Genomic DNA, 18,174 nt, shown 5'->3' with positions numbered 1-18,174 from the left:
TAATTATGAGTCAGACATCTTTTGTTAAAAGGCTATACGCTTCTAATCTAGGTGAGGCAGGTATGCATGATAAATATATAACAGTTCCAAAAAAAGCAGATCCTCCAACCTTTTTTGGTCATCCACCTAAAAATATTACATTTATTGACAAAAATACTGATATACTTTATGACTTTCCATTTTCCCATGCTGCCAATGGGGAATATCGTTTAACTCAATTTGGCAATTATTTTGACGATAAAAATGCAGTTGTGGATGACGAAGTAATTATTAATAAAATAATTTCTGGAGTTTCAATAAAATATGAAATTGATTTAAAAAAAAAAGGAATACCCATCCCTTATCCTATTAATACTTTATTGCCAGATGAAGTAAATGATGATGTTCAAAATAGTTACAGTGAAGGCACCAAAATGACTGTCTTAGTAAATAAATATGAGCGTAATACGAAAGCAAGAGATGAATGCATTGACCATTATGGAGCATTTTGCTCAGCGTGTGAATTTGATTTCAGTGATGAATATGGTGATATTGGAAAGGGATTTATCCATGTTCATCATATTAAACCTATATCAGAAATAGGAGAATCATATGAAGTCGATCCGATTAACGACTTAATTCCAGTTTGTCCTAATTGCCATGCAATGATTCATAAGAGAAAACCTCCTTATTCAATTAAGGAAATAAAAGGAATCTTGGGATAAAATATATTTATTATGGAAAAAAAAGAATTTAAAAAAACACTCACACCTACTGATATAGGAAAAACAAAATCACATTTGGGAGGTGGTTTTACAACGCCATCTAAAGAAGTAGATTCTAAAGTTTTCTTTACAGATGGATACCCAAAGGTTTACAACTTTTACGATAAAAATTTAAAAAAAACCTTTGATTTTTATGTGAAGCAAAATGGCCACAAAAAAAACAATGAAGTTCGATTAAGTCGAATGGCCAATTATTTTAAGCTAAAAAAAGCAGAAGTTAATGATTTTGTCCATGTTGAAAGAGACGATTCTGTTTCTGATCACCAGCCAAAGTATTATATTGATGTAATTAAGGCCAATAATGAAATCAATCTGAAAGAGGACTTTGCAGACTGGTTTATTAAAAAGAATGGTAGTCAGCATAATTATTTTAAAAATTCATTCCGATCTGATAGGGATAAATTAATCGAGGCACTCACTGAGTATGAAGGAAAATATTTTGAAGAATTTAAAAAGTATGTATTTAAGCTAAATTCTAATGAAATACCTCAATTAATTAAACAGCTCTCTTCAAATCTTAAAATTAAAAATGGTAGTTTCTTTACCTTCAGTCTTTCTAAAAGTAGGAGAATGCCAAGCGCAATATTAGGAAGTAAGAACTACATAAAATTTCTAAAAGAATTATTATCAAAAACTAACGTAACAAACATCCAGACTTCAGAAGATCAGAATCCTGAATTATTTGCTCATCCAAAAAACCAAATTTTATTTGGACCACCTGGAACTGGAAAAACCTATAATATGGTAAACTTTTCCTTGGGAATTGTTAATGAAAAGGAGACAGAATATTACAGTACAGACATTAAAAAAGAGCGTGAAGTTTTTGAGAATAAGTTTCGTGAATTGATGGAACAGGAAATTGGTGGGGGCCAAACTAAAAACCAGATTTATTTTGTAACATTTCATCAAAGCTACAGTTATGAGGATTTTGTGTTAGGAATCGCTCCTGATTTATCAAACGAAAAATTAAAGTTTAAAAGAAAAAAAGGTATCTTTTATATAGCATGTGAAAATGCATTAAACAATCCTGATGATAATTTCGTAATGGTAATAGATGAAATTAATAGGGCTAATATATCAAGAGTGTTTGGAGAACTTATCACATTGATTGAAGACGATAAACGAATTTCAAAAGTTCAAGATAGAGGAATGCGTTTAATGCTTCCTAACGCTCCTTCACCAGAAGATGATCCCACCAATGAATGGGAGTTTTCAAGAAACTTTGGAGTGCCAGAAAACCTCTACATTGTTGGCACTATGAATACTGCTGACAAATCAATAGCAGCATTAGATATAGCGTTAAGAAGAAGATTCAGATTCATAGCTAAATATCCTGACTTATCACTTGTAAAAGATGATAAACTGAATGATATAATGTCAGCTATTAATTCTGAAATCATTAAACCTGATGGAGATTTTGAGAGGGGAGCTGATTTCACTTTAGGCCATTCCTATTTTATGAATAAATCATTCGCAGAAGTAAAAGAAATTATGGATTATTCTATCATTCCTCTTTTACTTGAATATTACATGAATGACTTTATCAAAGTACAGGAGCTTCTCAATAAATGTTTAAAATCACAAAAATTAGAGGTAACAAAAGATGAGTTTGATGGAACTTTAAGTATAACACCTAACAACTCTCAAAATTGAAAGATGAATCTTCCATAGAACTTTATGAACACGGTGCTGCACGTGAATTGAAATTAAATGACAAAGAGATTTCATCCTTTGAGAAATTTTTGGACACTGTATGGAAAAATAGGAATACAGAAAACTGGAGAGGAGTATCTGAAAAGAAGACTGATCAGAAATTTATTGAAGTTACAAGAGGCGTAAGTCAAAAGGAAAAGCTTTTTGCCAAGTCCAACAATTATGTTGGTGTTGTGAACTGGAAGAAAAAAAGAATTCATCTATTACCTAAAATATTTGATCAGGAACAAGAGTATCAAGAACTTAGTGAAGCTTCTATTAATTCAATTCATACACATATTTTATGGTGGCTTAGTTATTCGAATAAATTTAAATTTCCAAATCTTAGGAATGATATTCATCAAAGGAATAATGATTTTTTAGAGGCTTTAATTTACTTGTTCGCAAAACATGCTCTTGAGGTATTATCCGTTAGCACTTACCATTCCTTTGAGGATCAGGAATCAGAGCTGAATTATATGAGAGGGAGTCTTGATTTTAAAAAGTACCTCATGGGGAATTTTTCCAAAGGAAGGCATCATAAACTTGATTGTCGTTTCAATTCTCTTGAAGTTGATAACCAATTTAATAGAATAATAAAATATGTATGCAGATTACTTTTATTGCTAACAAAAGTAAAAGAAACTAAAAAATACCTTACAGCCATTATATTAATTTTGGATGATGTAGAGGATAAATATTATGAGGCAAGAGATTGTGAGTCAATTCGTTTCAATTCCTTCTTTGGACATATGCAAACCATACTCGACTATTGTAAACTTTTTCTTGCCGGGAGCATCATTAATAGGAACAAGGAAACTCTTCAGGTCTTTGCTTTTTTACTAAAAACAGATGACTTGTATCAGGACTTCGTTTATGGGTTTATTAAAAAGCATATTGAGCGTTTAACGAAAATAAATCCAAGCGCAACTAAATACATTGGCGAGGATACATTTAAGTCGAACTTTCTATTTACTGATGTTGATGGAAAAGAAAATTATTCAGCTTCCCTATTACCAGATGGAATCATCAGATTTAATCATGAAGAATTTATTACGGATACGAAATACAAGAATTTAACAAAAGACGGAATTAAAGAAGGAGATCTCTATCAGATGCTTGCCTATGCAACCCGTTTTAAGATTGATAAAATCATTCTTTTTTATCCTTTATATCTAAAATATAAAAAGGAAAAGTCCGAAAAATATATAATGAAAGACAAGCTGGCAGATGGTAAAGAAATCTTATTGAGAGCTGAACAGATTAACATTATTCTTAAAGACTGGCAAAATCTAAGTAGTGAACAATACCGCAATTTTTCATTGACAAGATGTTTTGAAAAACTGACAGAAGAGTTAAAGTCAAAAATAATATCAATATTCGAAAACCATGGGAGCTAAACAAGATTTTTTAAATAAGGTAAGAGATATTGCAAAAAGTACACCAAGAACATTTGAGGAAATCAAAACCAGTTATCCTGAATTATTTAATAAAGTATATGACTTTGTTAAAAATAATAATTCATATTCGATAGAAAAAAAAATTCATTCAAATAAGAAAAGTATAGAAAATTACGATGGCATTTGTGATTTAATTAATAGAATCAAAAAAAATGATATTTTCACGGTGGATGATACAGCTCTGTTGGACGAACTTATAAAGCTTCTTGCAATCACTAATATTGGAGGACACTCAAACCGGGTTATGCATTTTAGATCCGGAAAGCAGACAACGTTTAATAACAAGGTTATGAATGTTGCAGACTTATTCAATAAAATTATTGAATCCACATCATTGAACGCTTTTAAAAAATTAAATTTCCCAAAAGAGTACACTGATTATGCTCATTTTGTTTATATATATGCGATGGTTAAAAACATTCAGGATCCTTACAATTTCCCTATGTATTACCCAGCACATCGGAGGGTCTTTAATTATTGCTTTGATATAAAGTACGACGATTATGATAGTTATTGTAGATTCATAAGACAAATTACTGGAATACCACGAAACCTTTATACTGACGTATATTATGGGATTTTACAAATCATTGTATTTGACAAAATAAAGGAAGAAAATTTAATTAATAAAAGTACTGCAGAAAAGGAGGATAAAAGAAAATGGCTGAGTAATGAATTTTTCAAGTTTAAGAATCCTGATTTATTCAATTTTGATGATCTTTTCAACATGCCTGAAGATTCATTTGATAAACCTTTGATATCTGCGGCTATAAAACCTAAAAATCAAATTTTATATGGGCCTCCTGGGACCGGAAAGACCTATAATATGGTAAATTTTGCATTGAGTATAATCAATAATAATGACCCCAAAGATTACGATACTGACAGTAAGAAAGAGCGGAAAGTTTTTGAGAATAAGTTCAGTGAATTAATGAAGATCTCTTTTGGAAATGATGGTAAGTATAAACGGATTTATTTTGTAACATTTCATCAAAGCTATAGTTATGAGGATTTTGTGTTAGGAATCGCTCCTGATTTATCAAACGAAAAATTAAAGTTTAAAAGAAAAAAAGGTATTTTTTATATAGCATGTGAAAATGCCTTAAACAATCCCGATGATAATTTCGTAATTGTAATAGATGAAATTAACAGGGCTAATATATCAAGAGTGTTTGGAGAACTTATCACATTGATTGAAGACGATAAACGAATTTCAAAAGTCCAAGATAAAGGAATGCGTTTAATGCTTCCTAACGCTCCTTCGCCTGAAGATGACCTTACTGAAGAATGGGGGTTTTCGAGAAATTTTGGTGTACCAGAAAACCTCTATATTATTGGCACTATGAATACTGCTGACAAGTCCATTGCGGCCTTAGATATCGCGTTAAGAAGACGTTTTAGGTTCATTCCTAAATACCCGGATTTATCTTTGGTTGAAGATGTTAAATTAAAAGATGTCATGGCAGCTATCAATTCTAAGATTATCGAACCTGATGGAGACTTTGAGAGGGGAGCTGATTTCACTTTAGGTCATTCCTACTTTATGGATAAAACTTTTAACGACATTTTTGAAATCATGAATCATTCAATCATTCCTCTTTTACTTGAATACTATATGAATGATTTCAATAAAGTTAAGGAGCTTCTTAATAAATGTTTAAAAACGGTAAAATTAGAGACATTTAAAAATGAATTTGATGGAACGCTTAGAATTGAGTAGTTACTTGTATCCCGTAGGTTTCAAGATACTTGACCAATTACTTTTCTGAGGTTTTATTCCTCAATAGAGAAGTAAGATTACTCAGAGTACCAGACATATTCATTTTATTCAGATCACATTCCCATATTATAATAAAGTTCCACCCTGATTTTTCTATTTCAGATTGATGCAGAGAATCCCTGGATTTAGTATTTTTAATTTTCTCTTTCCACCACTCAGTTCTTGTTTTTGGTATAACTGCATATTTGCAATTTCTGTGGCCATGCCAGAAAAATCCATTAACAAAAATTACGGTTTTGTATTTTTTTAAAACAATATCTGGTTTTCCTAAAAGATTTTTATCATGTAAACGAAAGCGAAACCCTTTTGAAAACAAATGTTTCCTGATCGGAATTTCAGGTTTAGTGTCTTTACCTTTAATTCTGTTCATATTATAACTTCGGGTCTCTTTGTTATGAACATCTGCCATGATATTCAAAGTTAACTATAATCTCCGATTAAATATTATCACTCCTCATACATCCTTTTCCATTTCTCTTCAATTGTTAATTCATTCTTAGGAAGGTTTTTTTCCAAGTACTCAATCCTTTTTTTAAGAATCAAATACAAATCCAGATAATGATCAGTGATTTCATTACCCGATTCAAAATAATCAATAACGCGTTTTAATTTCTGATACAATTCGTGAATTGACAAGTGTTCAAAAGGCCTTTTAAAACTCATAATTTTGCTGATTTGCCGAATCATTGAACCACAGTGGTTGAGTAAACTCTGTTGGTGTTCTAAAAATAGAAACTCTATAGATTCTTGTTATATTTTAAAGATAATTAAAGATTATATAGCATGCATTAATTATTCAATAAGTTTTTTAAAATACTCATAAATCATGACCATAGCCAACGTATCCAGTTCACAATATTTCAACAAAGCGCTTGATAATTCTTTACGTTCCTCTGCACTCATATCCGTATATTGAAGTTTGCCATAAGCCGTTAAGGCAGCGCCACCATTATCAATATCCTCAATTTCGGAAAGTGACATCTCTATTTCTTCTTCTGTCCAGTTATCAAATACTTTAGGTAGCATTTTATAAGGGTTTACAACCTTATTATTTTCTGTTCTTAACCAAACATGATCGTCTTTAAAATTCTTGCTGCTGATATTGATATTGCCAATAGGATTGGCATATTTGTCTTGAAGAAAACTACTTGAGTGTAAAACAGCAGGTAAAACTGCTTTGATTGAATTAGAACCCTTTGTGTGGGGGTTATAATAATATTTTTTAATGACTACTAACAGATCTACCATATCTCTTTCGCCTCTCCAAACATTAGCGCTGTCTTTTTTGGAATGAGAGATTTCCTGAATAAATGCCATAAGCGCATCTTTGTCTGCTTCCTGTGAGGTTGAAAGTTGGGTGTAAATGGCATTCAAGATGGTATTCTCATGCGTAGCATATCTAAATATAGTGCCTTGATCTTTACTTAAAACCTTTTTTAAAGCCCTAAGAAAATCAAAATTTGGAAAGACGCCGGCTTGGTCATTGATGTATTCAGAGGCATGTTCAATTGTGCCGTCTTCATGATAGATATGATGAGAAAATTGAAACGCAATTTGCTCATAAGGATGCCTGCCTTTGTTAAAGGGTAGGGCAACGGTACTGGTTTCAAAATCAATAAAATGCAATGGAAAATTCCAGGATCCGATTTCCTGTTGTAAGCCATCTGTATCTATAAAACTGGAAGCATCATTGTCTAGGTCCTTTTCAATTTGGATCCATTGCCTTTCCGTTCTGGATAGTTGACCGGCTTGCTCTATATAACCAATATTTTCCGTTGTCAGGTCTTCTTTGAAAAGAATGCCTTCATCTAATAAAGCACCACCTTTTCGAAAATCCCAGATGTCAAATGTGTTGGGTTTGGCAAATTCATTTTTCCCCCATTGGTGTTGTTTGGTAAAACATTCTTTAAAACCAGATTTCAGGCCTTTTTCATCATCTTCAGGACTTGATTTAAATTCGCAGGCTTTACATGTTGAAAAACTGGTGGGCCAATTAAAATAGACATCATTTTGATAGGCTTTATTGAGCTCGTTAATAGATTCCAGAAATGTCAGGCTATCATGATACTTAAACTTATTATTATAAATCCCATCAAGAATGCCGTCAATTGAAATCGTTCCTAAAACAGAATCACCAATCTCATCAAGTGAATCTACCCGTTTGTCAATTCCGGTTCTGTTTTGCGCCGTTTTGGTTATTCTAAACAGCTGATTTAAACCATCAATAGAAGCCGTTTTTCTTTTATTGGCCATCATTAAAAAGGCTGTAATGCTCCAGTCAGGGTAGCACAATTGAATGACATGCTTTTGGAAGGCCACATCAAATAAATAAGGTTTCCAGGGTTTCACCATGCCTCCTTTTTTTCCTATAAATAGATTCTCGTCAAAAGGGTCGTATGATTTAGATTTAACCTCAATAAGTTCTATATCATTGCCTTTTTTTACCAAAATATCTGTTCTGATAAATAAGCCATCAATTAAAAAAGCAGCTTCAAATATGGTGACTTTATCTCTTTGTAGTAATTCTTGCGTTCTCTTTTGAAGATCGTGATAATCACCATCGTTTCCTTCGATTAGAACACCGTCAGGATAATGCATTCTCGCCAATTCTTCTACTTGAAAACCACCTTCGGCCAGGGCTTTTAAAAAAGGATCTTCATTTTTTTGGTTGGCATATTCCTTCTTACGTGTATAATATAATTTATTAGGACATTCCAGGCCTAATTTGAATCGTGATTTTGTCAAGCATCGAAGGGTTCTTTTCATTTGGATGATGTAAGTTAATTATGGGATAAATAATCCATTTATATTTCTTCTGTAATATTTGAATTGAAGTCTATAGATTTTCGTTAAGATTATATTCATCAATTAACATTGCATAATCATTATGAAACGATGATAAAACTTTAAAGTAGAAATTTCTAGAATCTTTAATGTCTTTTTTATTTATCAAGGCAGTTATTTTTGTTGCAATTTCTTTAGAATTGGAGAATTTTGAGTTTTTTATGAACAAACTAGTATCTTTTAATATTTTATCAATTGATTTCTTCATTTCAGGAAATTCATCTCTCGCTATTTGAAAAAAACCTCTTGGTATTGAATCACTTTTATATCTATTTAAACTTAATCCAATGGGGACAAGATTCTCTATAATATTCCCTGGGCCACCAACACTTTTTGGTACAAAATGATCAATATCTACCATGTGACCAATCGAATATTTTTTGTTCATAAATAAGTAGACCTTTAAACGTAAATCAGATGGTATCTTAGGATTAAGAGTAGTTAGTTTATCCAATCTATAATCAGGATTTTTTAAAAATAAAAGATCTCTTTCTTTAAGTTCAATAAATGTATTGCGCCCTTTTTTATATTCTTTTAATGGTCCATTAAATGGAATTACCATATCTAACAACTCTTGTTCAATAAAATACTCAATGAATCTAAGTTTTGTATTTGACTTAGCTTTTAATTTTTCATGAAAATTAATTATTTGTGGCATCCAATATGCGGGTCGATTTCTATTTTGACAAAAATCCAAAACTTGTTCAATATTATCAAAGACTTCTTCTTTTGGTTCCTCAAGAACTTTTCCTTTTGCATAAATACCACCTCCAGTTTCAGCAACGTACAAAATATCCCCCTTTTTTAATTTATTAGAAAGCGGAAAATAATTTCTGTGATCTATTCTTATATCCGAGTAACCTTTTTTAGAAGAGTTGAACTTTTTTATAACCTTACTATTAGTAAAAATAGAATTACGTTTAATCAAATAAGATTTATTGTCAGAATCCATAAATTTGTTTTTTCACATTAACCTTTTTAAAATGTCACTCCAGGTCCTATAATCATTCCATGCCTGCTTTTCATAAGCCCATCCAAAAGAAAGCAACTCACCTTTAAAATCAGCCGCACCATTTGCTGTTCGATCATCGATTAAATAATCACCCAGTAACAGATCTTTTCGGTGTGTGATGATCATTTTCTTTTTAAATAGTTGATCAAAATATTTTTCAACCCAAAGTCTTTTATGCATGGCTGCCTCTGGATTTTCCCAGGTTGCAGTAGTAGATATATATAGATCATATTTTCTACTTGCTGCCAATTGCTGCACTGATTCTATAGCACCTGTTATGGGTTTAGGATCTTTAAAGATCCCAGGAATTAAATCGGGCTTTTCTTTATATTTAGATTTGTACTCAGGATAAGTTTTATGCATATCCTTAATTGCCTGCCCAAAATCGACAAGCACACCGTCCATATCAATAAATACAATTTTCTTGTTTGCCTCTTTCATTAATTTTGATTCATCAAAAGCTTGGTAAATTCCATGTCAACAGATTTGTCGAAAGCTTCTTTATCTTTCTTTGCTTCTTCTTCCAACCGCTCTTTATTATCTTCAACATACTTGTCGAAGATCTTTTGGGCTTCTTCCTTTATTTTAGCGTCTGACCAGTCTTTATGTTGTTTTCGTAAGTACCTTAGGGTACTGTCATTTATTTCTAATTTTATCATATGTTATAGGGATTATAATTAGTTGCATACCGTTTAAAGATATTAAAATGTAATTAAGTATAGATGATATTCATCAAAGTATTATATACCCTTATGAGGGTATTTTTTAAAACATAAACTTGTTCGTTCACGATTTAAAATAGGATTCTTTTTCTAAGCTTCTTTTCCCACCACGTAAATTATAAGCCCTACCTGATTCTCCGGATGGGCTTCGCCATCAACCCATTGTACGCGGGCTTCAAAACAGTTGATGCCTACCATTAAGAGTTTGGCGATCGATTTGTTCATGCCCCTGGGGATAAAACCGAGCTTGTGTTCTTTGTAATAGATTTCAACCGCATACTTGTCATAATGGTTGGTAGGGTCCTGTTTCAATTGTAATTCTGTGCCGATTTTGAGTTTCTCGAAGGCAAGCACGCCATCGTAAAAACTGAATCCGGCCAAATGGCAATGCAGAAAATGTATCTTTTTCATACTAAGGGGATTTTAAGTTCATGTGTAAAATAATCTCCCACAACGTCAGGACATGTCGCTTTAATGATTAACTTTAAAATTCAATCACTTACCATGTCAAAATACCTGCAGTTCAGACGTTATCAGTTTATCATTGAAAAGTTAAAAAGCAAAGCCTTTACGTCATTTGAAGAAATCAACGAAACGCTTGACCAGCACGATATCAGGATCACCAAAAGAACCCTGCAACGCGACTTGCAGACTATTCGCAATGAATTCCTGATCGAGATACCCTATGACCGCAAACACAATGGCTATTATATTGATTATGAAGAAAGCCTTTTGGAAGACATCGAATCATTTGTGCACTTTTTGGAGATCGTCAACACGGCTGATCTTTTGGTCAACAACCTGGAAGAAGGAAAGAACAACCTGCGCCATATTTCGTTCGACAGTATCGGAAACCTGAGAGGGATACATATCCTGAAACCGGTACTTCAGGCCATCAGGGATCAAAGCGTGATCACTTTTGATCATTTGAGTTACCAGACCGGGGATATTACCCGGTACAGCATCAAGCCTTACGGGCTCAGGGAATCACTCAACAGGTGGTATGTGGTGGGCATAGCCCACGGTGAAGATGACTTTTGGAAATTCGGCATCGACCGCATCAAGAATTTAAACATCACGACCGAAACCTTTGTACGCGATCCCAATAAAGACCCGCATAAAATCTTTGAGCAGGTGATAGGGGTAGAGATCAGTGATAAAGAACTGCAGCCGGTGATACTGTCCTTTGATCCACAGCAAGGCAAATATATCAAGTCTCTAAAATTACACCGCTCACAAAAAATACTCCTTGACAACAAAGAAGAAGTGAGGATTGAAATCAAAGTCAAACCCAATTTTGAACTGATTCAAAATATATTGATGCACGGGAGCCTTGTAACGGTTTTAGAACCTGAATGGCTGGTGACTAAAATTAAGCGCATATTACATAGTGCGTTGAGAAAATACAACGAATAAAGATCGAACAACGACATGGAATGGCGGTTATACATGTTATATTATAGGAGTTAAATAAAAGATCTATGAAATTCTACGTAAAAGTATTTGACAACAACCATCATTGGGACGAATCTTCAGCCTATAAACATGGCAGTTATGACACCTATGAAGAAGCTGTGAATGAGGCAAAAAAAATCATCAGAGAATTTCTTTCAGGCGAATGCAGATTCGGATCAAAGGTAGATGATCTTATGGGAAGTTATATGATGTACGGTGAAGAGCCAGTTATTTTTCCTAACGAACCACCAGACGGCAAGACTTTTTCTCCTCGTGATTTTGCCGAAGAATACGCAAATGAAATATGTAAATACACTTAAATGAAGATACTATATATCGATATGGACAATGTCCTGGTTGACTTTCGTTCTGCCTTGACTAGAGTGGATCCGGCGCTGTTAAAGCAATTTGAAAAAGACAAAGATGAAATCCCGGGTATATTTTCACTAATGGACCCTATGCCAGGCGCCATTGAGGCTGTAACCTTTTTGCATCAGCATTTTGACCTGTATATTCTGTCAACGGCTCCCTGGGAAAACCCCTCAGCATGGAGAGATAAATTAGTATGGATCAAAGAGCATTTACCTGAAATCGCTTATAAGAAATTGATCCTTTCTCATCACAAGAACTTAAATAAAGGCGATTATATCATCGATGACAGAACCAAAAGAGGAGTTGATCAATTTGAAGGAGAACATATCCATTTTGGAGAAGACGGCAACTTTAAATCCTGGAAAGAAGTTGTGGACTATCTGGTAAGAAAAGAAGGGATTAAGTTGATTTAAGATTTAACCTGCCTGCCGGCAGGCAGGGATTGGAGATTTGAGATATAAGAAGTGAACTCCTCAACGGAATTATTGATTGGATCGAATTGGCCTATTTTGTTTTTCGTCTTGCATCCTGATAATTTTAGCAAGGACGAAGCAATAGCTCTCAAAGCGCAGCGGCTTGGGCTATGGCGGAGTAAAAATTATCAGAGAGATGCACAGAAAAACAAAATCAGCCTTGATCTTTTCGTTCTTTTGCATCAAGGCAAAAGGACAGAGAAGAATATCTTACGAATTTCCCAATCGACTAAAAACAAAATAAATTATACATATTTCTAAAAAGAAAAAACAAACTATCTTTACCCCATCATTAAGAGTCCTAACAGACAGCAACCGAGTGTAACACCACGGTGCTTTTACAATGAGCCTTAACAAAGGAAAAATGTTACCAAAACATTCCAATTGCTTTTTGTGCTCCTAATGATATAAGTCTAATGATTAAAACTTTATATCATGAAAAACGAAAAACCATTACCCATCCAATTGTATGAAAAGTACATGGAGCAATTCGATCAAAAAACCGATCAGGAAATCATTGAAGCTTTTAATGCAGAAGCAGGAAACTGTGGCTGGGGAACCGCCAGAGCAAGTTATCTTGGAGCGCTCCATAAACAATTGGATAAAAGGGAGTTTGACTATTCTGAAATAGGGGATAAGGGAAGTATGTCAATCAAATCTAAGATCAAACTCGAAGGAAAAGTCATCAAAACCATTACAGATCCGCCAGACATCAATCCGAATAACGGGTTATGGAACATCATTCCTGATAAGAATGAACCCAAGGGGTATAGGGTGGAGAGGATTTGTTGATTTGAGATTTAATACCATTCCTGTTGGCGTGGCAGGTTGAAGTGGGGTTTTGATTTCAGATTGGAGAATGTTGATTTGAGATTGGAGATTTCAGATTTAAGATTTAAGAAGTGGTTTTTGAATGTCGAATTCCACTCCTGTCGGCGTGGCAGGTCGAACAGGGAACTTTTAAATGATTTGAGATTTAAGATTGAAGATTTGAGATATAAGAAGTGGGTTTTTGAATATCGAACAGGGAATATTGAATTTCGAATTGTTCTGCCAAACCAAAATTATTAATTTGACTGAGGCTTTTACGTCAGTGTATGTTAAAAAGCGCGTTATAAATTTTTGAAGCCTTGGAAAAAATTTAGCGCTTTTTAAACGGTTTTTAGGCGTTCGATAGAAAAGCCTAAAAAACACCTCGTAAAAGCTACCTCCTTTTTTTTGGTTCGTTTTTTTTGGAGGAGCAAAAAAAATGAATAAAACATATTATTTCACATATTCTCCGGACTCACAGGCGCAGGAACCACATTTTCAACCGGGTTTATGCTTTTTAAATAAGTATATATGGCATGAACGTCTTCATCCTTTAAAATGGAAAAACCTGGCCATGGCATTGGCGGTAACAGCATACGGCCATTTTCCATACCTTTCGATTTTCCTTGGGTCAGCGCTCTTTTAAATTGCGCTTCGGTCCAGTTTCCGATCCCAGTTTCATGCGGGGTCAAATTACCCGCAAAAGACACTCCCCAGGGTCCGGCGGCACCGGTAAGATCAGGATATAGCATAGGGAAACCTTGTTTGATCAATTCATTGTCAAATTTTACAACGGGCCTGTCTGAAGGATAACCAGACAACATGAGTTCGGGAATGATCTCCGGACCCATTTCTCCCATCCTTTTTGGTGAATGACAGTCATGACATCCCATGATACCCACAAGATATTCTCCATGAGCAATGACATCTTCTTCAGAGGGCTCAGGACTTTCAGCAACTACTTCAGGAGCAGTTGAAGGCTCCTTTTTACAGGATAAAATCAATAAGGGTAAAAAGGCGACAAGAGCCATAGTAAACAGGTGAGTTTTAGCTTTCATATTGATGAATTTAAATAGTTTTGATAAGCTCTAATTTAGCATAAATAGGAGGGAGTCATGCATAGAATAGGACGAAAAGGCCGGATAATTGTCCCAAGCCTGCTTATTTTTTACCGAATCAAACAGGGAGGGGGGAGTTGGGTTTTGATTTGAGATTTCAGATTGGAGAGTTTTGATTTGAGATTTCAGAAGTGCTTTTGAATACCACTCCTACCGGCGTGGCAGGTCGAACAGGATTTCAGATTTCAGATTGGAGATTTGAGATTTAAGAAGTGGTTTTTGAATATCGAATGTCGAACAAGGAACTTTTAAATGATTTGAGATTTAAGATTGGAGATTTGAGATTTAAGAAGTATTCATGCATTAGCTCCGCTGAATCACTGTCCGCCGTCAGGCAGGTTCGATTTCAAGCATTGTAGCATTGCATCATTGTAGCATTGAATATCGAATGTCGAACAAGGAACTCTGAATTTTGAAGTTTTTGTCTTAAACTCAAATCAATGATTAAATCGTAAACGGCCTATTTTGTTTTTCGTCTTGCATCCTGATAATTTTGGCAGGGGAGAAGCAATAGCCCTCAAAGCGCAGCGGCTTGGGCTATGGTGGAGTAAAAATTATCAGAGAGATGCACAGAAAATCAAAATCAGCCTTGAATTTTTGGCTCTTTTACTCATCCATTTTCTATTTGTATTAAGGAATTCGTGAATTCGCTATCGCTTCATTTGTTTCAAGACAAAAGAGTAAAGAAGAATATTTCACGAACATTTCTTTAAAAACAAAAAAAACAATATATCACCCCATTAACTCCCCTGAATCTCCCCCTCCAGCAACAGCAAATTAAGCTCTAGATATTCCTTGATATTTATATATTCACTCATTAAATAGATGATATTCAATGCATGAAAATCAACCAGGTTTTCAAATTCCTTGGACCTCATAAAAACCTCATAATTGGTTGGAAAAAGGGAGGTTTCTGTAATGTTCAACCGGGTCTTTTCGCTGATCCTTTTGGGAACGGGCACATTTTTAAGGTTGATCTTGTCATTTAAATAGATCACAAGCACATTAAAGCTATGGTCATTGGCAATTTTAATATCTTTTTTGGCATCGTTCAGCATACCCGACCAGTCTGAGATATTCGCTTTTAATTCCTGGTTTTGAATGATGTCGAGTTTACCTGAATTGATAATTTCATCCAATGTACCCGTAGACGGGTCATAGGTGCTGTAATTGATCATATTGCCGATCAAACTATCCAATTCAGCATTCGTATAGCCTGAAGCATTGGGCCCGATCAAAGACAATAACTTTTTACTTGAATCAAAAGCTACCTGGGAAGTAGCCATGACAAAGTTGAGATTTTCAAGATTATTTGAAAAAGTCTTATGCAGGCCCTTTAGCACAGATTGTTCCTGGCGCTTTTCTATCCGGTCATTGTTCCAGGTATTGATCTGCAAGGCAATCAATATGCCAATCACCACAAGTACGATTTCACCAATCGCATAGCGGGCATATTTCAAAGGCTTATTATCATCTGCCATTTTTTTTCTGATTTTTCTGAAGAATGGAATCATTGATTTGTTGGTTGCGTGATAAATATAAGGAAAGATATTTATGTAATGCTACAATGCTTCAATGCTTCAATGTTTTATGTAAGCGTTGTGGCATTTTTAAAATTGAATATCGAATGTCGAATGTCGAACTCTGAATTTCGAATTTTTCTGCCAAACCAAAATTATTAATTTGACTGAGGCTTTTACGTCAGTGTATGTTAAAAAGCGCGTTAAGAATTTTTGAAGCCTTGGAAAAAATTTAGCGCTTTTTAAACGGTTTTTAGGCGTTCGATAGAAAAGACTAAAAAACACCTCGTAAAAGCAACCTCCTTTTTTGGTTCTTTTTTGGAGGAGCAAAAAAGGAACAGAATATAATATCTTACGAATTGTTCTAAAGAAAAAGATCATATTAAGAATCTATTCTTTCAATCCTTGCATCAATCTTTTCCAATAATTCCCTTGACGGTTTTAGTGTTCTTTTAAGGTTATCTCTAAGTTGAACCTGAACATCTAAATAAATACCCAATGATAAACCGAAGGTTTCATTTTCTTTTAAGGCTTCAAAATCTCGTGGATGAGCTGTTGGACCAGAATTGGTAAAAAATGTAAATTCCTTTCGTAAATAACCGAGCATATAATTATAAAAATCATCCCTGATCTCCCTTAAACTATATTTCAAGCGATTAATAGAATAATCGTAATAATTACTGATCTCAAATCGTAAGGATTCATCATTAATTAATTGACTTCCGGAAGATTTTAAAGATTCATAGGCACCTGTATGAAAGTACATGTTGTCATATACCATAGTCCATCCAAAATGAGAATTGAGAGAGTCGTGATAGCTGTTATCGTTTGAGAAACTTTTTAAAATAATTTTAGAAGATCTGATGCGATGATTGACACTTATTAAAGTACTATCCATTTCCTGTATATCTGCTTCAATATTTTTTTTTAACTCGGTAAGCATGACGAATTCTACCCTTTTAGCTTTCTGTTCTTCTTTCCAGGTATTGATCTGCAAGGCAATCAAGATCCCTATTACCACAAGTACGATTTCACCAATAGCGTATCTTGCATATTTCCAGGGCCTGTTATCATCTGCCATTTTTTTTCTGATTTTTCTGAAGAATGGAATCATTGTATTTCATTGTTGATTAGCGCTATAATATTGTTGATTTCTTGCAGATTCGAATCAGCTAAGGTCACATAAACGCCGGTTTCTGTATCAAGAAATTCAATGTGAGTATAGAATTTCAATGAAGTTATCTGATCCCAGGAACGGATTTTTTGCGCATTCTTGTCAAAATACTCTTTTCGCTCCCATGCTATTTTCTCCACTCTTTGATCATAGATTTCACCATTGTAGACCAATCTTTTATAATAATGATTATACAAATTCATAATCATGTATTTCAAGTCATCATTTTGAAGGTTTTCAATTTTCCCCGCAGAAAGACCAGAATCATATACTCCTGAGGTAGGAAAGAAAGTCCGGTTTCCTGAGATGATATAATGGAAAAGGGAATCGATCAATGGTTTTTTTGAAGGGTTTGGAACCTTTAGAATTTCCATGATCTCAGCAGATGCTTCTTTTTTTGTTTTTTGAAATTCAACTACTTCGGTTAATTGCTGACGGTCATTTTGAAGTTCATTTCTCAGATCGTTAAGGAATTGTTGTTCCCATTTTTTGTTTTTCCGCTCTTCATTCCATGTATTGATCTGCAAGGCAATCAAAATCCCGATCACAACAAGTACGATTTCACCAATAGCATAGCGTGCATATTTCCAGGGCTTGTTATCATCTGCCATTTTTTTACGGATTTTTCTATATATGGGAATCATTGGGTTCTTCGTTGCGTGATAAATATAAGGAAAGATTATGATCTAATGCATTTGCGCATTTGAGCATTTTTAAAATTGAATATCGAATGTCGAACAGGGAACTTTGAATGTCGATTAGGGTTTTGATTGAAGATTGGAGATTTCAGATTTCAGATTTAAGAAGTGAACTCCCCAACGAAATTGTTGATTAAATAGGGGCACTGCACGCCAGCAATAATGAGCGAAGCAACGGAAGTGCGTTCGACCTGAAAGGGAGAACATGCATGCAGTTGCGGGAGTGAATGGTGCGAAGCACATCACGAATACTTGAACCAATAGTATGGGGATGAGTAAA

At 34.2% G+C, this 18,174-nt stretch carries 19 protein-coding genes and 1 riboswitch; of the genes, 8 read left to right on the top strand and 11 right to left on the bottom strand.

Going from position 1 to position 18,174, the window contains the following annotated elements:
• The first annotated feature begins 5 nt into the window (after nucleotides 1–5).
• The 4 genes from AABB81_RS02985 to AABB81_RS02970 are packed head-to-tail and all read left to right on the top strand — an operon-like array spanning nucleotide 6 to nucleotide 5,636.
• The gene (locus AABB81_RS02985) at nucleotides 6–704 is read left to right on the top strand and encodes an HNH endonuclease (RefSeq protein ID WP_342158509.1); all 699 of its coding nucleotides are present in this window, start codon (nucleotides 6–8) and stop codon (nucleotides 702–704) included.
• A 12-nt stretch (nucleotides 705–716) separates the two neighbouring features.
• The gene (locus AABB81_RS02980; protein WP_342158507.1) at nucleotides 717–2,417 is read left to right on the top strand and encodes an McrB family protein; all 1,701 of its coding nucleotides are present in this window, start codon (nucleotides 717–719) and stop codon (nucleotides 2,415–2,417) included.
• Nucleotides 2,414–3,856, top strand: coding sequence for an McrC family protein (locus AABB81_RS02975; RefSeq protein WP_342158505.1), 1,443 nt, complete (start codon nucleotides 2,414–2,416; stop codon nucleotides 3,854–3,856). The genes AABB81_RS02980 and AABB81_RS02975 overlap by 4 nt, the downstream gene beginning before the upstream one ends.
• Entirely contained in the window at nucleotides 3,846–5,636 is a 1,791-nt protein-coding gene (locus tag AABB81_RS02970; RefSeq protein ID WP_342158503.1) for an McrB family protein, read from the top strand. Before AABB81_RS02975 ends, AABB81_RS02970 begins: the two co-directional genes overlap by 11 nt.
• 37 nt (nucleotides 5,637–5,673) lie before the next feature.
• Here the strand turns inward: AABB81_RS02970 and AABB81_RS02965 are convergent, their stop codons facing one another.
• The 7 genes from AABB81_RS02965 to AABB81_RS02935 all read right to left on the bottom strand — a co-directional run bounded on the left by AABB81_RS02965 (nucleotide 5,674) and on the right by AABB81_RS02935 (nucleotide 10,685).
• On the bottom strand, nucleotides 5,674–6,105 hold the full coding sequence (locus AABB81_RS02965) for a very short patch repair endonuclease (protein ID WP_342158500.1): 432 nt from the start codon (nucleotides 6,103–6,105) through the stop codon (nucleotides 5,674–5,676).
• 38 nt (nucleotides 6,106–6,143) lie between these two features.
• Nucleotides 6,144–6,359, bottom strand: a complete 216-nt coding sequence (locus tag AABB81_RS02960) for a hypothetical protein (protein ID WP_342158498.1) — start codon at nucleotides 6,357–6,359, stop codon at nucleotides 6,144–6,146.
• 129 nt (nucleotides 6,360–6,488) lie between these two features.
• Nucleotides 6,489–8,462 carry a DUF2779 domain-containing protein gene (locus tag AABB81_RS02955; protein WP_342158496.1) on the bottom strand — a complete coding sequence of 658 codons (1,974 nt, stop codon included), beginning with the start codon at nucleotides 8,460–8,462 and terminating at the stop codon, nucleotides 6,489–6,491.
• 70 nt (nucleotides 8,463–8,532) lie between these two features.
• Nucleotides 8,533–9,492, bottom strand: a complete 960-nt coding sequence (locus AABB81_RS02950; RefSeq protein WP_342158494.1) for a hypothetical protein — start codon at nucleotides 9,490–9,492, stop codon at nucleotides 8,533–8,535.
• Nucleotides 9,493–9,504: 12 nt separating this feature from the next.
• Nucleotides 9,505–9,993 (bottom strand): 5' nucleotidase, NT5C type, encoded by a 489-nt coding sequence (locus tag AABB81_RS02945; RefSeq protein WP_342158492.1) that lies wholly within the window; start codon nucleotides 9,991–9,993, stop codon nucleotides 9,505–9,507.
• A complete protein-coding gene (locus tag AABB81_RS02940) occupies nucleotides 9,993–10,211 on the bottom strand; it encodes a hypothetical protein (protein WP_342158490.1) in 219 nt (72 codons plus the stop codon). Before AABB81_RS02940 ends, AABB81_RS02945 begins: the two co-directional genes overlap by 1 nt.
• A gap of 153 nt (nucleotides 10,212–10,364) precedes the next feature.
• Nucleotides 10,365–10,685 (bottom strand): HIRAN domain-containing protein, encoded by a 321-nt coding sequence (locus AABB81_RS02935; protein WP_342158488.1) that lies wholly within the window; start codon nucleotides 10,683–10,685, stop codon nucleotides 10,365–10,367.
• 93 nt (nucleotides 10,686–10,778) lie between these two features.
• Here AABB81_RS02935 and AABB81_RS02930 point away from each other — a divergent pair, with 93 nt between their 5' ends.
• The 4 genes from AABB81_RS02930 to AABB81_RS02915 all read left to right on the top strand — a co-directional run bounded on the left by AABB81_RS02930 (nucleotide 10,779) and on the right by AABB81_RS02915 (nucleotide 13,366).
• Complete coding sequence (locus tag AABB81_RS02930; RefSeq protein ID WP_342158486.1) at nucleotides 10,779–11,690, top strand: helix-turn-helix transcriptional regulator; 912 nt, start codon at nucleotides 10,779–10,781, stop codon at nucleotides 11,688–11,690.
• Nucleotides 11,691–11,755: 65 nt separating this feature from the next.
• On the top strand, nucleotides 11,756–12,049 hold the full coding sequence (locus tag AABB81_RS02925) for a hypothetical protein (RefSeq protein ID WP_342158484.1): 294 nt from the start codon (nucleotides 11,756–11,758) through the stop codon (nucleotides 12,047–12,049).
• Entirely contained in the window at nucleotides 12,050–12,514 is a 465-nt protein-coding gene (locus tag AABB81_RS02920; protein WP_342158482.1) for a 5' nucleotidase, NT5C type, read from the top strand.
• A gap of 344 nt (nucleotides 12,515–12,858) precedes the next feature.
• Nucleotides 12,859–12,950: riboswitch (SAM-I-IV-variant riboswitch) on the top strand.
• Nucleotides 12,951–13,009: 59 nt separating this feature from the next.
• Nucleotides 13,010–13,366 carry a hypothetical protein gene (locus AABB81_RS02915; RefSeq protein WP_342158480.1) on the top strand — a complete coding sequence of 119 codons (357 nt, stop codon included), beginning with the start codon at nucleotides 13,010–13,012 and terminating at the stop codon, nucleotides 13,364–13,366.
• Between the two features lie 476 nt (nucleotides 13,367–13,842).
• Here the strand turns inward: AABB81_RS02915 and AABB81_RS02910 are convergent, their stop codons facing one another.
• From AABB81_RS02910 to AABB81_RS02895, 4 genes are all read right to left on the bottom strand, one after another.
• Nucleotides 13,843–14,442: a c-type cytochrome gene (locus tag AABB81_RS02910; protein ID WP_342158478.1), complete on the bottom strand. Its 600-nt coding sequence runs from the start codon at nucleotides 14,440–14,442 to the stop codon at nucleotides 13,843–13,845.
• 800 nt (nucleotides 14,443–15,242) lie between these two features.
• The gene (locus AABB81_RS02905) at nucleotides 15,243–15,983 is read right to left on the bottom strand and encodes a DUF6090 family protein (RefSeq protein WP_342158476.1); all 741 of its coding nucleotides are present in this window, start codon (nucleotides 15,981–15,983) and stop codon (nucleotides 15,243–15,245) included.
• A gap of 421 nt (nucleotides 15,984–16,404) precedes the next feature.
• Nucleotides 16,405–17,103, bottom strand: a complete 699-nt coding sequence (locus AABB81_RS02900) for a DUF6090 family protein (RefSeq protein WP_342158475.1) — start codon at nucleotides 17,101–17,103, stop codon at nucleotides 16,405–16,407.
• Between the two features lie 29 nt (nucleotides 17,104–17,132).
• On the bottom strand, nucleotides 17,133–17,807 hold the full coding sequence (locus tag AABB81_RS02895) for a DUF6090 family protein (RefSeq protein WP_342158473.1): 675 nt from the start codon (nucleotides 17,805–17,807) through the stop codon (nucleotides 17,133–17,135).
• Between the last annotated feature and the right edge of the window lie 367 nt (nucleotides 17,808–18,174).

This window comes from Lutimonas vermicola (assembly GCF_038433205.1).
Lineage (GTDB): Bacteria > Bacteroidota > Bacteroidia > Flavobacteriales > Flavobacteriaceae > Lutimonas > Lutimonas vermicola.
The sequence above is the reverse complement of the archived record's forward strand: the minus strand, read 5'-3'. Positions and strand labels throughout refer to the sequence as shown.

Excerpts from the sequence above, each read along its gene's own strand:
- AABB81_RS02985 (WP_342158509.1), top strand. The coding sequence starts at position 6 with ATGAGTCAGACATCTTTTGTTAAAAGGCTATACGCTTCTAATCTAGGT.
- AABB81_RS02980 (WP_342158507.1), top strand. The coding sequence starts at position 717 with ATGGAAAAAAAAGAATTTAAAAAAACACTCACACCTACTGATATAGGA.
- AABB81_RS02970 (WP_342158503.1), top strand. The coding sequence starts at position 3,846 with ATGGGAGCTAAACAAGATTTTTTAAATAAGGTAAGAGATATTGCAAAA.
- AABB81_RS02965 (WP_342158500.1), bottom strand. The coding sequence starts at position 6,105 with ATGGCAGATGTTCATAACAAAGAGACCCGAAGTTATAATATGAACAGA.
- AABB81_RS02960 (WP_342158498.1), bottom strand. The coding sequence starts at position 6,359 with ATGAGTTTTAAAAGGCCTTTTGAACACTTGTCAATTCACGAATTGTAT.
- AABB81_RS02955 (WP_342158496.1), bottom strand. The coding sequence starts at position 8,462 with ATGAAAAGAACCCTTCGATGCTTGACAAAATCACGATTCAAATTAGGC.
- AABB81_RS02950 (WP_342158494.1), bottom strand. The coding sequence starts at position 9,492 with ATGGATTCTGACAATAAATCTTATTTGATTAAACGTAATTCTATTTTT.
- AABB81_RS02945 (WP_342158492.1), bottom strand. The coding sequence starts at position 9,993 with ATGAAAGAGGCAAACAAGAAAATTGTATTTATTGATATGGACGGTGTG.
- AABB81_RS02940 (WP_342158490.1), bottom strand. The coding sequence starts at position 10,211 with ATGATAAAATTAGAAATAAATGACAGTACCCTAAGGTACTTACGAAAA.
- AABB81_RS02935 (WP_342158488.1), bottom strand. The coding sequence starts at position 10,685 with ATGAAAAAGATACATTTTCTGCATTGCCATTTGGCCGGATTCAGTTTT.
- AABB81_RS02930 (WP_342158486.1), top strand. The coding sequence starts at position 10,779 with ATGTCAAAATACCTGCAGTTCAGACGTTATCAGTTTATCATTGAAAAG.
- AABB81_RS02925 (WP_342158484.1), top strand. The coding sequence starts at position 11,756 with ATGAAATTCTACGTAAAAGTATTTGACAACAACCATCATTGGGACGAA.
- AABB81_RS02920 (WP_342158482.1), top strand. The coding sequence starts at position 12,050 with ATGAAGATACTATATATCGATATGGACAATGTCCTGGTTGACTTTCGT.
- AABB81_RS02915 (WP_342158480.1), top strand. The coding sequence starts at position 13,010 with ATGAAAAACGAAAAACCATTACCCATCCAATTGTATGAAAAGTACATG.
- AABB81_RS02910 (WP_342158478.1), bottom strand. The coding sequence starts at position 14,442 with ATGAAAGCTAAAACTCACCTGTTTACTATGGCTCTTGTCGCCTTTTTA.
- AABB81_RS02905 (WP_342158476.1), bottom strand. The coding sequence starts at position 15,983 with ATGGCAGATGATAATAAGCCTTTGAAATATGCCCGCTATGCGATTGGT.
- AABB81_RS02900 (WP_342158475.1), bottom strand. The coding sequence starts at position 17,103 with ATGGCAGATGATAACAGGCCCTGGAAATATGCAAGATACGCTATTGGT.
- AABB81_RS02895 (WP_342158473.1), bottom strand. The coding sequence starts at position 17,807 with ATGGCAGATGATAACAAGCCCTGGAAATATGCACGCTATGCTATTGGT.